The sequence below is a fragment of the Streptomyces sp. SKN60 genome (genome assembly GCF_026236535.1).
GTDB lineage: Bacteria > Actinomycetota > Actinomycetes > Streptomycetales > Streptomycetaceae > Streptomyces.
The window spans coordinates 493,989-506,290 of sequence record NZ_JAHTMW010000002.1; the positions used below are offsets into that span (position 1 = coordinate 493,989).

At 72.8% G+C, this 12,302-nt stretch carries 10 protein-coding genes and 2 pseudogenes; 5 read left to right on the forward strand and 7 right to left on the reverse strand.

The genetic code is table 11. From position 1 onward, the window contains the following. The first annotated feature begins 8 nt into the window (after positions 1-8). Entirely contained in the window at positions 9-1,031 is a 1,023-nt protein-coding gene (locus KV205_RS05350; protein WP_265862554.1) for an ABC transporter permease, read from the forward strand. Here KV205_RS05350 and KV205_RS05355 read toward each other — a convergent pair. Continuing rightward, on the reverse strand, positions 1,001-2,293 hold the full coding sequence (locus KV205_RS05355) for an MFS transporter (protein WP_265862555.1): 1,293 nt from the start codon (positions 2,291-2,293) through the stop codon (positions 1,001-1,003). The genes KV205_RS05350 and KV205_RS05355 overlap by 31 nt on opposite strands. Positions 2,294-2,387: 94 nt before the next feature. Then, the gene (locus tag KV205_RS05360; RefSeq protein WP_265862556.1) at positions 2,388-2,768 is read right to left on the reverse strand and encodes a metalloregulator ArsR/SmtB family transcription factor; all 381 of its coding nucleotides are present in this window, start codon (positions 2,766-2,768) and stop codon (positions 2,388-2,390) included. A gap of 226 nt (positions 2,769-2,994) precedes the next feature. Between KV205_RS05360 and KV205_RS05365 the strand changes: the two genes are divergently transcribed. Together KV205_RS05365 and KV205_RS05370 are read left to right on the forward strand one after the other, a co-directional pair. After that, positions 2,995-4,050: a serine hydrolase gene (locus KV205_RS05365; protein WP_265862558.1), complete on the forward strand. Its 1,056-nt coding sequence runs from the start codon at positions 2,995-2,997 to the stop codon at positions 4,048-4,050. Positions 4,051-4,176: 126 nt separating this feature from the next. Next, complete coding sequence (locus KV205_RS05370; RefSeq protein ID WP_265862559.1) at positions 4,177-4,950, forward strand: hypothetical protein; 774 nt, start codon at positions 4,177-4,179, stop codon at positions 4,948-4,950. A 50-nt stretch (positions 4,951-5,000) separates the two neighbouring features. Here KV205_RS05370 and KV205_RS36500 read toward each other — a convergent pair. After that, positions 5,001-5,378: pseudogene (locus KV205_RS36500) on the reverse strand (TetR/AcrR family transcriptional regulator C-terminal domain-containing protein); the annotation flags it as partial. 42 nt (positions 5,379-5,420) lie between these two features. Beyond that, positions 5,421-5,621: pseudogene (locus KV205_RS36505) on the reverse strand (TetR family transcriptional regulator); the annotation flags it as partial. Between the two features lie 128 nt (positions 5,622-5,749). On the opposite strand from KV205_RS36505, the gene KV205_RS05380 reads away from it, so the two are divergent. Then, entirely contained in the window at positions 5,750-6,394 is a 645-nt protein-coding gene (locus KV205_RS05380; RefSeq protein WP_265862561.1) for an NADPH-dependent FMN reductase, read from the forward strand. Positions 6,395-6,407: 13 nt separating this feature from the next. Next, positions 6,408-7,835 carry a DHA2 family efflux MFS transporter permease subunit gene (locus KV205_RS05385; RefSeq protein WP_265862562.1) on the forward strand — a complete coding sequence of 476 codons (1,428 nt, stop codon included), beginning with the start codon at positions 6,408-6,410 and terminating at the stop codon, positions 7,833-7,835. A gap of 26 nt (positions 7,836-7,861) precedes the next feature. Here the strand turns inward: KV205_RS05385 and KV205_RS05390 are convergent, their stop codons facing one another. From KV205_RS05390 to kdpA, 3 genes are read right to left on the reverse strand one after another with little or no spacing between them, the layout of a single operon-like run. Continuing rightward, positions 7,862-8,506: a potassium-transporting ATPase subunit C gene (locus tag KV205_RS05390; protein ID WP_265862563.1), complete on the reverse strand. Its 645-nt coding sequence runs from the start codon at positions 8,504-8,506 to the stop codon at positions 7,862-7,864. A gap of 17 nt (positions 8,507-8,523) precedes the next feature. After that, entirely contained in the window at positions 8,524-10,641 is a 2,118-nt protein-coding gene (gene kdpB / locus KV205_RS05395) for a potassium-transporting ATPase subunit KdpB (protein WP_265862565.1), read from the reverse strand. After that, positions 10,638-12,302, reverse strand: a complete 1,665-nt coding sequence (gene kdpA / locus KV205_RS05400; protein ID WP_265862566.1) for a potassium-transporting ATPase subunit KdpA — start codon at positions 12,300-12,302, stop codon at positions 10,638-10,640. Before kdpA ends, kdpB begins: the two co-directional genes overlap by 4 nt.

Consider the following 12,302-nt stretch of genomic DNA (forward strand, 5'->3'; position numbering starts at 1 on the left):
GAGGCGTCATGAATGCTGCCCAGAACGCGTCTTCCCCCTTCCCCTCCCCCTCCCCCTGGTCGCGGGTGGCCGCGACCGTCGGGCTGCTCACGGCGGTGGTCGCCGTGCTGCTCACCGCCTTCGCCTGGCCCTCGGTGCGCTCGCATCCGCACGACGTGCCTATCGCCGTCGCGGGCCCGCCGGCCGCCGTCGCACAGGTCCGCACCGCCCTGGACCGCGCCCGGCCCGGCGCCTTCGCCGTCACCGAGGTCGCCGACGCGGCCGCCGCCGAGCGGCTCGTCCGGGACCGGGCGGTGTACGGGGCGGTGGACGCGGGACCGGGCGGCCCGCGGGTGTTCGTGGCCTCGGCCGCGAGCCCGGTGGTCGCGCAGAGCCTCCAGGGCCTCGGGGCCGCGCTCGCCCCGACGCCCCGGCCCTCCGGCGGCGCCCCGGCGGCCGGCCCGGTCACCGATCTCGCACCGCTGCCCGCCGAGGACCCGCGCGGCGCCGGTCTGTCGGCCGGGGCGCTGCCGCTGGTGATGGGCGGGCTGCTCGCCGCCGTGGTGCTCACCCGGTTCGTACGGGGCACCTCGCGCCGGGTGGTGGGCGCGCTCGCCTTCGCGGTGACCGGCGGCGCGGCCGTGGCGGCGCTGCTGCAGTTCTGGCTGGGCTCGCTCGGCGGCTCGTACGCGGCGAACGCGGGTGCCGTCGCCCTGGCCGTGGCGGCCACCTCGGTGAGCGTGATCGGGCTCGAAGCGCTGCTCGGGACGGCCGGGCTCGCGATCGGCGGCGTCACGATGATGCTGATCGGCAATCCGCTCTCGGGCACGGCGACCGCGCCGGAGATGCTGCCGGGGTGGAGCGGGGAGTTCGGCGGACTCCTTCCGCCCGGCGCGGGTGGCCGGCTGCTGCGCGCCACCGCCTTCTTCGACGGCCACGGCGCCGCCTCCGCGCTCACTGTGCTCGGTGTCTGGCTCGCCCTCGGCGCGCTGCTCTGCCTGGCCGGCACCCTGCGGACGCGTCACACGACCGCTCCCGCCCGACCGGTCTGACCTGCCCGATTACCCGCCTGCGGGGCCGGCACCGGATCGGTGCGCGGCCACAGGCGGCGGGCCAGCAGGCTCCCGGCGAGGGCGAGGGCGGTGAGCGCGCCGGTCGCGGCGGCCGGGCCGGTGCGGGCGGTGAGCCAGCCGGTCAGCGGATAGGTGAGGAGCCAGCAGGCATGGGTGAGGGAGAAGCGGGCGGCGAAGGCGGCGGGCAGGTCGCCGGGGGCGACCGAGCGGCGCAGCACCCGACCGCCCGGGGTGAGCACCGCCGAGCCGGCCGCCCCGATGACCGACCAGGCCACGAGCAGCGCGGGCCACGCCCAGGCCCCCGGCCCCAGGGCGAGGCCGGCCGCGCAGGCCGCGAGGGCGCCGGTCAGGACGCCGCCGGCGGCCGGCATCAGGGCCCGCTCGGTGACCGCCCGGTCCAGGACCCGGGGCAGCACGAGGGCGACCGCCATGGAGCCCGCGCCGTACGCGCCGAGGGCGAGCGGGACGTCGCCGGCGGGGCGGCCGAGGGGGCCGCGGACGAGGACCACGGTGTCCACCAGGACCAGCGCGCCGGCGGCGGCCACCGCCAGGTCGAGCGCGAGCAGGGCGCGCAGGGCCGGAATGCCGAGCAGGAGCCGGGTGCCGCGCAGCACCTGCCGGCGGGGCGCTCCCGCGGTCGGCTTCCGGGACGTGGGCCGGGGCGTGGGCCGGGGCGTGGGCAGCAGGACAGACACGACCAGGGCGGCGGAGGCGGCGAAGCCGACGGCGGTGCCGGTGAACAGCCACGCGTACCGGACGAGGGAGAGCAGCGCGGCGGCGAGCACCGGACTGAACAGGCTCTCCAGGTCGTAGGCGAGCCGCGAGAGGGACAGGGCGCGGGTGTAGTCGCGTTCGTCGGGGAGCACCTCGGGCACGGTCGCCTGGAAGGTGGGCGTGAAGGCGGCGGAGGCGGCCTGGAGCAGCAGGATCAGCGCGTACACCTGCCACACCTGGGTGACGAAGGGCAGCGCGAGCGCGACGCAGGCCCGGATCAGGTCCATGGAGACGAGCAGGGCGCGCCGGGAGACGCGGTCGGCGAGGGCGGTGGCGAGCGGTGCGATCAGCACGTACGCGAGCATCTTGATCGCCAGGGCGGTGCCGAGGACGGCGGAGGCGTCGGCCCCGGCGAGGTCGTAGGCGAGGAGGCCGAGGGCGACGGTCGCGAGGCCGGTGCCGACGAGGGCGACGACCTGGGCGGTGAACAGATGGCGGTAGGTGCGGTTGCGCAGGACGGACGGCATGGGCCACCTCGGGGGCGCGGGTGACTCCACCGTAGCGGACGCGTGCGCATGTGCGCACGCGTTGAATCGTCCGACGGGAGAGATCGAGTGGCGCTCAGTCGTGCCAGGGCTCGCCCGTCACCTGGTGGTCGGCATGGCTGATGGCCTCGACGACCAGGCGCTTCATATGCCCGTCGGGCAGCGAGTAGACCACCCGCCGGCCCTCCTTGCGGGACTCCACCAGACCGCCGAGGCGCAGCTTGGCCAGGTGCTGGCTGACGGCGGGGCGGGCGGCGGCGACGCTCTCGGCGAGCGCGCTGACGTCGGACTCGGCGCGCGAGAGCAGCCACACCAGATGCAGCCGGGTGGGATCGGAGAGCAGCCCGAAGACACGGGCGGCGGCGTCGAGCTCGCGGACGCCGGGGGTGTGCTCATGGGCGCGCGGGTGGGCGCCCTTCGGGTCTGCCGGTTCGGGGTCGCCGTCACGTGAGGCCATGGGGGCATCGTAGGCACGCTCGCCGACACTCGACCCCATCCGCCGGTCCCGGAGCGACGACTTCCGCCGTCCCGGACCGAAAGGTTCCACTCCTCCCGGACCGACAGGTTCCGCCCGTCCTGGACCGGCACGTTCCGCCCGTCCCGGACCGGCGACTTCCGTCGTCCCGGACCGGCGGCTTCCGCGGTCGCGCCGCCCGCGCCACGGTTAGACCTCCCTGGTGGACATGAACACGACCCTCGCCGTTCCCCGCATCGAACGGCTCCTTCAGGACGGGGTCCGCGCCCAGGTGTTCCCGGGGGCCGTGTGGGCGGTCGGGGACGCCGGCGGTGCGGTGGCGGGCGGGGGCGTCGGGGCGCTCGCACCCGGCGGCGAACCGGCGGGCGCCGACGCGCTGTTCGACCTCGCGAGCCTCACCAAGATCATCGCCGTGTGGCCGGTCGTCGGCACCCTGGTGGAGAGCGGGAAGCTGCCCCTCGACGTACCCCTGGGCGACTTCTGGCCGGAGGCGGCGGGCCATCCGCTGGGCGACGTCACGCCGTTGCAGCTGCTCACCCACACCGCCGGGCTGCCGCTGCGCGCCAACCTCCGCGCGCTGTACGGCTCGGACCCGCAGGACGTACGGGACGGGGTCGTCCGGGAGCGGTTGCGGCGGCGGCCCGGCGAGGCGGTGGAGTACACCGACCGGGCGGCGCTCCTGCTCGGCTATCTCGCCGAGTTCCTGACCGGCGGCCGGCCGCTGCGCGAACTGGCCGCGACCCGGGTGTGGCAGCCGCTCGGGATGGCGCAGACCCGGTACGGGCCGCTGCCGCCGGAGCTCGTCGCGCGGGCCGCGCCGACCGAGTACGACGAGGAGACCGGCGCCCATCTGCGGGGCACCGTCCACGACTTCTCGACCCGGCTGCTCGGCGGGGCGTGCGGGATCGCGGGGACCTTCGCCACCGCCGGGGACCTGGGGCGCTTCCTGCGGCAGGTGCTCGATCCCGTACGGCCGCCGTTCGGGGCGGAGTGGACGGCGGCGTCGCTGCGCGTGCGGACCGGCGAACTCGCCCCGCCCCGCGGCCTGTTCTGGCATCTCGCGCCGGGCACGACGGCCCGCGACGACATCTGGGCGCACTACGGCTTCACCGGCACCGGGATGTGGGTGAGCCCGGCGCGCGGCCGGTGGGCCGTCCTGCTCACCAACAAGCTGTACTTCACGCGCGCGACGGGCCCGATCACCCGGGTCCGGGACGTCTTCCGCGCGACCGCGTTCCCGCCGCGCACACCCCTCCGCCCGTGACGCAACGTGACCGCGGGTGACCGGATCGGGCCGGGATCGTTGCACGCCGTAAACGATCAGGCAGGCGAGGCGGGGGCGCCGAGGAGCAGCGGAGGTACGACGGTGGGAGACGAACGGACGGCACTGATGACGGAACCGGCGACGGAGCACGCGCCCCGAGGGACGATCGCAGGACCCGGGGACGTACGGGCGGCGGCCGACGAACTGGCCCGGGGCCGTGTGGTGTTGCACGGCTTCGGCACCGTCCACGCGCTGACCGCCCGCCCCGACCGGGAGGGCATCGCCCTGGTGAACCGGCTGACGGGCCGCCCGGACGGGCGGGCCGGCAGCGTCACCACCGTGCCCGACGCGCTGCCCGGGCTCTTCGACTGGACCCGGCTGCCCGCCGAACTGCCGCGCCGGCAGGTGCGGTCGCTGATGGACGAGCTGTACGAGCTGGGGCCGTTCGGCTTCCGGGGCCCGGCCGCGGACGCGGTGCCGGAGCGGCTGACCGCCGTACGGGACGGGGTGCGCACCGCCCGGGTCGTCGCGCCGGGCCGGCACTGCCCGTCGAACGCCTTCCTCGCCGCCGCGCTCGACCGCGCCGGTACGGGCCTGCTGTGCACCGCCTCCGCCGACCGCTCGCGGGAACTCCCGCCCCACGTACGGATCCTGACGCATGCCGGTGACACATCGGCGCGGGAGCGCTTCCCGCATCACGCGCCGGTGCCGGTGACCGTCGTGGCCTTCCACCGCGCGGCGGGGTACGGCCGGGCGGGGCTGCCCGCGCTGATCCTGGAGCGGCCGGGTTCGCTGTCCGCCGAGCACCTGCGGTCGGTGGCCGCGAACCACGGCTTCGCGCTCGCCCCGGCCGTCCCTCGGGCGGAGGCGCGGGTCTACGCACCCTCCGTACGGCGGTAGGCACGCAGGAAGGCGCCGACGCCGCCGCGCAGAAGGCGGTCGGTCTCGTCCTCCGGGAGCGGCAGCAGGCCGTAGATGGAGCGCTGGAGGACGGCGGCCGAGGTGAGCGCCGGGAAGTGGACGGCGGCGAGCGCGGCGTCGCCGTGCAGGTCGAGCAGCCCGGCGTCCTCCAGGGCGGCGAGGGCGGCGGTGAAGGCGTGGGCGACGGGGACCGGGCCGGCCTCCCGCCAGGCGGTCATGACCTCCTCGGGCATGTGTCCGGCATCGGCGTGGATGTGCCGGACGAGGGCGAAGTGGTCCTGGTACTCGCCGATGAGGTCGGTGAACGCGCGGGCGAGGGCGACCAGGTCCCGTTCGAGGTCGTCGGGGTGGGGCGGGCGCGCGGGATCGAGGAGCGCGTGGAGGCGGGCGAGCTGGGCGTCCCGCACCTCGTTGGCCGTCCAGGTGACGACGGTGCGGAACAGCAGGGCCTTGCCGCCCGGGAAGTGGTTGTAGAGCGTGCGCGTCGACACGTCCGCGGCGGCGGCGATGGCGTCGACCGAGGCCCGCGCGTAGCCCTCGCGGCCGAAGACCCCGCAGGCCGCGCGGACGATGGCGAGCTGTTTCTCCAGCTTGCGGGGCGGGACCTCGCGCTTGGCGCGCTCCATCCAGGCGTCGTTGCTGCTGCTCATGACGGCACCTTACCCGCGGAACCCCGGACGAGTACAACGAGCGTTGCACTTTTTACAACGCTCGTTGTACCTTCCTGGTGTGCCGGAACGCAGCGGGCGTCCCGGCCGCTCATGGAGGGGGAACAGCCATGTCCACGACCACCACCGAGAACACCGGCGCGCACACCACCGAGAACACCGGCGCGACGGCTCCGCTGCGGGTCGCCGTCCTCGTCGGCAGCGTCCGCGAGGGGCGCCAGGGCCCCGCCGTCACCGACTGGTTCACCGGCGTCGCCGCCGCGCACGGGGGCCTGGAGCTCGATGTGATCGACCTCGCCGAGGTCGATCTGCCGCTGGTCATGCCCGGCTGGGGCGGGGAGCTCGACCCGCGCGCCGTCGCCGCGCTCGCCGGGGTCTCGCCGCGGCTCGCCGCCGCCGACGCCTTCGTGGTCGTGACCCCCGAGTACAACCACAGCTTCCCGGCCGTCCTGAAGAACCTCATCGACTGGCACCGCACCGAGTGGTACGCCAAGCCGGTCGGCTTCGTCTCGTACGGCGGCCTCGGCGGCGGCCTGCGCGCGGTCGAGCAGCTCCGGCTGGTCTTCGCCGAGCTGCACGCCACCACCGTGCGCGACTCGGTCAGCCTGCACGGCCCCTGGTCCGGCCTGGGCGCGGACGGGCAGCCGCTCGACCGCACCGTCGCCGAGGGCGCCGCCAAGGGCATGCTGGGCCAGCTCACCTGGTGGGGCCGCGCACTGCGCACCGCCCGGGCCGACCTCCCGTACCAGGGCTGAGGGGGCACCGGCCATGACCTCCGCACCGCCCCGTACCGGACCCGTCGCCCCTTCGGGGCAGGCGGTCCCGGGCGGACCGACCGGCACCGCGCTCAACCGGGTCCTCGCCGTCACCGTCCTCGGCTCCGTCATGGCGGTCCTGGACATGACCATCGTCAATGTGGCGCTGCGCAGCCTCTCGGACGCCTTCCAGGCTCCGCTGACCACCATTCAGTGGACCGCCACCGCCTACACCCTGGCGCTCGCCGCCGTCATCCCGACCGCCGCCTGGGCGATGGGCCGGATCGGCGCCCGCCGCACCTATCTCACCGCGCTCGTCCTCTTCACCCTCGGCTCGCTGCTCGCCGCGCTCGCCTGGGACGCGGGCAGTCTGATCGCGTTCCGGGCCGTGCAGGGGCTCGGCGGCGGGCTGCTCATGCCGGTCGGCATGACGATGGTCATGCGCGCCGCCGATCCGGAACGGATGGGCCGGGCGATGGCGATCGGCGGACTGCCGATCCTGGTCGGCCCGGTCATCGGGCCCACCCTCGGCGGCTGGCTGGTCGACGCCGCGACCTGGCACTGGATCTTCCTGGTCAACCTGCCGCTCGGCGCGCTCGCCCTCGTCCTCGCCACCCGGCTGCTGCGTCCCGACGCGCCGCGCGCCGGCGCCCCGGTGCCCCGGCTCGACGTACCGGGCCTGCTGATGCTCTCCCCCGGGCTCGCGCTGCTCCTGTACGGGCTCGCGCGGGGCGGCGAGGACGGCGACCCGACCGCGCCCGGGGCGCTGCTGCCCGCGCTCGCCGGACTCGTCCTCGTGGCGGGTTTCGTACGGCGGGCCCTGACGGCCCGTGAGCCGCTGCTCGACCTGCGGCTGCTCCGCGACCGCACCTTCGCCGCGGGCATCGGCACCCTCGCCCTGTTCACCTGCGGCTACTTCGGCTCGATGCTGCTCGCTCCGGTGTACTGGCAGTCGGTGCGCGGGTTCACCGCGAGCACCGCCGGGCTGCTCTCCGTACCCGTCGGGCTCACCGTCGGCCTGACGATGCAGCTCGCCGCCCGGCGCATCGACCGGACCGCGCCCCGGCGGCTGATCCCGCTCGGTGTCGCCCTCGGCGCGCTCGGGATGGGGCTGATCGCCGTACAGGCCGGGATCCCGGGCGTGGCGGTCTGGCGGCCGGTCGCGGCGGCGATGCTGATGGGCGTCGGCTCGGGCATCGTCCTGATGCCGACGATGACCACCGCGAGCCGCGACCTGCCGAAGGACCGGCTGGCCGCCGCGAGCACCGCGCTGAGCATCAACTCGCAGCTCGGCGCGTCCATCGGCACCGCCCTCTGCTCGGTGGTCCTCGCCTCGGCCGGCACCGACCCGGCCGGCTTCCGGCTCACCTACGCGGTCGCGGCGGCCCTCATCGCCCTGGCCGTCCTGCCCGCGCTGCTCCTGCCGGGCCGCCGGGCCTGAGGCCTGCTTCCGGCGCCGTGGCGGCGTCAGCCCTTGGCTGACGTCGCCACGAGGTTCTTCAGCGCGATGTTGAGCCGGAGGACGTTGACCCGGGGTTCGCCGATGAAGCCGAGGATCCGGTCGTCGGTGTGGTCGGCGACGAGCTTGTCGACCTGGGCGACGGTGAAGTGGTTCCGCTGGGCGACCCGGTGGATCTGGAGCTTGGCGTACTCCGGGGAGATGTGCGGGTCGAGGCCGGAGCCGGAGGAGGTGACGGCGTCGGCGGGGACGTCGGACGGCTGCACCTTGTAGTCGGCGGTGGAGTTGTCCTTGACGACGGCGGCCTTGGCGTCCGTGACCCACTTGATCAGGTCCTGGTTGTCGCCGGAGCGGTTGGTCGCGCCCGACAGGATGATCTTGTACTGGGTGTTGACGGAGTTGGCGCCGAGACCGTTCGACGGGCGCGACTGGAACCACTTGAGGTCCTGGTAGCTCTGGCCGATGAGTTCGGAGCCGACGACCTTTCCGCTGGTGTCCTTGATCTCGGAGCCGTTGGCCTTGCCGGGGAAGGCGAGTTGGGCGATGCCGGTGACGGCGAGCGGGTAGAGCACGCCGAGCACGACGGTGAGGACGAGGAGGGCGCGGAGTCCGGCCCAGAGCAACCGTCCTGCGTTTCCAACAGAGTTGTTCATGGTTGGTCCTGAAGTCCTCAGCCGATTCCGGGGATGAGAGAGATGAGCAGGTCGATGAGTTTGATGCCGATGAACGGGGCGATGAGGCCGCCGAGTCCGTAGAGGCCGAGGTTGCGGCGGAGCATCGAGTCGGCGCTGCTCGGCCGGTAGTGGACGCCCTTCAGGGCGAGCGGCACGAGGGCGATGATGATCAGTGCGTTGAAGATGACGGCGGACAGGATCGCGGACTCGGGCGAGGCCAGGCCCATGATGTTGAGCTTTTCCAGGCCGGGGTAGGCGACGGCGAACATCGCGGGGATGATCGCGAAGTACTTCGCCACGTCATTGGCGACGGAGAAGGTGGTGAGCGCGCCTCGGGTGATGAGGAGTTGCTTGCCGATCTCGACGATCTCGATGAGCTTGGTGGGGTTGGAGTCGAGGTCGACCATGTTGCCGGCCTCCTTCGCGGCCGACGTGCCGGTGTTCATCGCGACGCCGACGTCGGCCTGGGCGAGGGCGGGTGCGTCGTTGGTGCCGTCGCCGGTCATCGCGACGAGCTTGCCGCCGGCCTGCTCGCGCTTGATGAGGGCCATCTTGTCCTCGGGGGTGGCCTCGGCGAGGAAGTCGTCGACGCCCGCCTCTTCGGCGATGGCCTTCGCGGTCAGCGGGTTGTCACCCGTGATCATGACCGTCTTGATGCCCATGCGCCGCAGCTCCTCGAACCGCTCCCGCATGCCGTCCTTGACGACGTCCTTCAGATGGATGACACCGAGGACACGCGCGCCCTCGCCGTCCGCCACAGCCACGAGCAGCGGCGTGCCACCAGCCTGCGCAATGCGGTCGGTGAGCTGCTGTGCGTCTTCGGCGACATGACCGCCCTGCTCCTCCACCCAGGCCACGACCGAACCGGCCGCGCCCTTCCTGACCTTGCGGCCGTCCACGTCCACGCCCGACATGCGGGTCTGGGCGGTGAACTCGACCCACGTGGCGTGCGCGAGCTCGCTCTGGTGGCGCTCGCGCAGCCCGTACTTCTCCTTGGCCAGGACCACGATCGAACGGCCCTCGGGCGTCTCGTCCGCGAGCGAGGAGAGCTGGGCGGCATCGGCGACCTCCGCCTCCGTCGTCCCGCGCACGGGCACGAACTCGGCGGCCTGGCGGTTGCCGAGGGTGATCGTGCCCGTCTTGTCGAGGAGAAGGGTGGACACGTCGCCGGCGGCCTCGACGGCCCGGCCGGACATGGCGAGCACGTTGCGCTGCACCAGGCGGTCCATGCCGGCGATGCCGATCGCGGAGAGCAGCGCGCCGATCGTCGTCGGGATCAGGCAGACGAGGAGAGCCGTCAGGACGATCATCGAGGTCTGCTTGTCGGCACCCGCGTAGATCGCGAACGGTTTGAGGGTGACCACGGCGAGCAGGAAGACGATCGTCAGCGAGGCGAGCAGGATGTTGAGGGCGATCTCGTTGGGGGTCTTCTGCCGGGCGGCGCCCTCGACCAGGTTGATCATCCGGTCGATGAACGTCTCACCGGGCTTCGTCGTGATCTTGATGACGACCCGGTCGGACAGCACCTTGGTCCCGCCCGTGACAGCACAGCGGTCACCACCCGACTCACGGATGACGGGCGCGGACTCACCCGTGATGGCGGACTCGTCGACGCTCGCGACACCTTCGACGACATCGCCGTCGCCGGGGATGACGTCACCGGCCTCGCAGACCACAAGGTCACCGATCGTCAGCTCGGTGCCGGGCACCCGCTCCTCGCCCGTCTTGGTGATCCGCCGGGCGACGGTGTCGGTCTTGGCCTTGCGCAGCGTGTCGGCCTGGGCCTTGCCCCGGCCCTCCGCCACGGCCTCCGCCAGGTTGGCGAAGATCGTGGTCAGCCACAGCCAGGCGGTGATCGCCCACCCGAACCAGTCGGTGGGGTTCTTCACCGCCAGCACGGTGGTGACCACCGAGCCGACCAGAACCACGAACATCACCGGCGACTTGACCATCACGCGCGGGTCGAGCTTGCGCAGGGCGTCGGGAAGGGACTTGACCAGCTGCTTCGGGTCGAACAGACCCCCGCCGACCCGGCCGCCCCCGTCGGCGTCCTCCTGGTGCGGAGGCCGGGGCGCGTCCTCGTGAGGGGCGCGGGTAGGTGTGAGGGTGCTCATGCTGCCAGCCCTTCGGCGAGCGGTCCCAGCGCGAGGGCCGGGAAGTAGGTCAGACCGGTGATGATCATGATGGTGCCGACGAGCAGGCCGGTGAACAGCGGCTTCTCGGTACGCAGGGTGCCCGCGGTCTCGGGTACGGGCGTCTGCTTGGCGAGCGAGCCGGCGAGCGCGAGCACGAACACCATGGGCAGGAACCGGCCGAGCAGCATCGCGATGCCGATCGTCGAGTTGAACCACTGGGTGTCGGCGTTCAGGCCGGCGAAGGCGGAACCGTTGTTGTTGGCACCGGAGGTGTAGGCGTACAGGATCTCGGAGAAGCCGTGCGCACCGGAGTTCGTCATCGAGTGCGCCGGGGTGTCCAGCACGAAGGAGGCCGCCGTGAAGCACAGCACCAGCGCCGGGGTGATCAGGATGTAGCAGGCCGCGTACTTGATCTCGCGGGTGCCGATCTTCTTCCCCAGATACTCCGGGGTGCGGCCGACCATCAGACCCGCGATGAACACCGCGATGATCGCCATGATCAGCATGCCGTAGAGGCCGGAGCCCACGCCGCCGGGCGCGATCTCGCCCAGCTGCATCCCCAGCAGGTTGATGCCGCCGCCGAAACCGGTGTTCGAGGAGTGGAAGGAGTTCACCGCGCCGGTCGACGTCAGCGTGGTCGCGACCGAGAAGATCGCCGACGCGCCGATGCCGAACCGGGTCTCCTTGCCCTCCATCGCACCGCCCGCGATGTCGAACGCCGGGCCCCTGCCCGCGAACTCCGTCCACATCATCAGCGCGGTGAACCCGAGCCAGATCACGGCCATCGTGCCAAGAATCGCGTACCCCTGCCTGATCGAGCCGACCATCCGCCCGAAGGTCCGCGTCAACGCGAACGGAATGACGAGAATCAGATAGATCTCGAACAGGTTGGAAAGCCCGTTGGGGTTCTCGAAGGGATGGGCGGAGTTGGCGTTGAAGTACCCGCCGCCATTGGTCCCCAGCTCCTTGATGACCTCCTGCGACGCCACCGCGCCACCGTTCCACTCCTGCCCGCCACCCGTGAACTGACCCACCTCGTGGATGCCGGAGAAGTTCTGGATCGCGCCGCACGCCACCAGGACCAGCGCACCGACCACCGAGAGCGGCAGCAGGATCCGGACGACACCCCGGACCAGATCGGCCCAGAAGTTGCCCAGCTCACCCGTACGCGACCGGGCGAAACCGCGCACCAGGGCGACCGCCACAGCGATGCCCACGGCCGCCGACACGAAGTTCTGCACCGCCAGACCACCGGTCTGCACGACATGACCCATCGCCTGCTCGCCGTAGTACGACTGCCAGTTGGTGTTCGCGACGAACGACGCGGCCGTGTTGAAGGCCTGATCCGGATCGATCGAGACGAACCCGAGCGAGCCGGGCAGAAAACCCTGCAACCGCTGCAACAGATACAGGAACAGAACACTCACCGCGGAGAAGGCGAGCACCCCGCGCAGATACGCCGGCCACCGCATCTCGGTGTCGGGATCGGCCCCGACGGCCTTGTAGATCCACTTCTCGGGCCGGTAGTGCCGCTTCGAGGAGTAGACCTTGGCCATGTAGTCACCCAACGGCCGGTAGGACAGACCGAGAGCGACGACCAGGGCAAGCAGCTGGAGGACTCCAGCCAGGACGGGACTCAT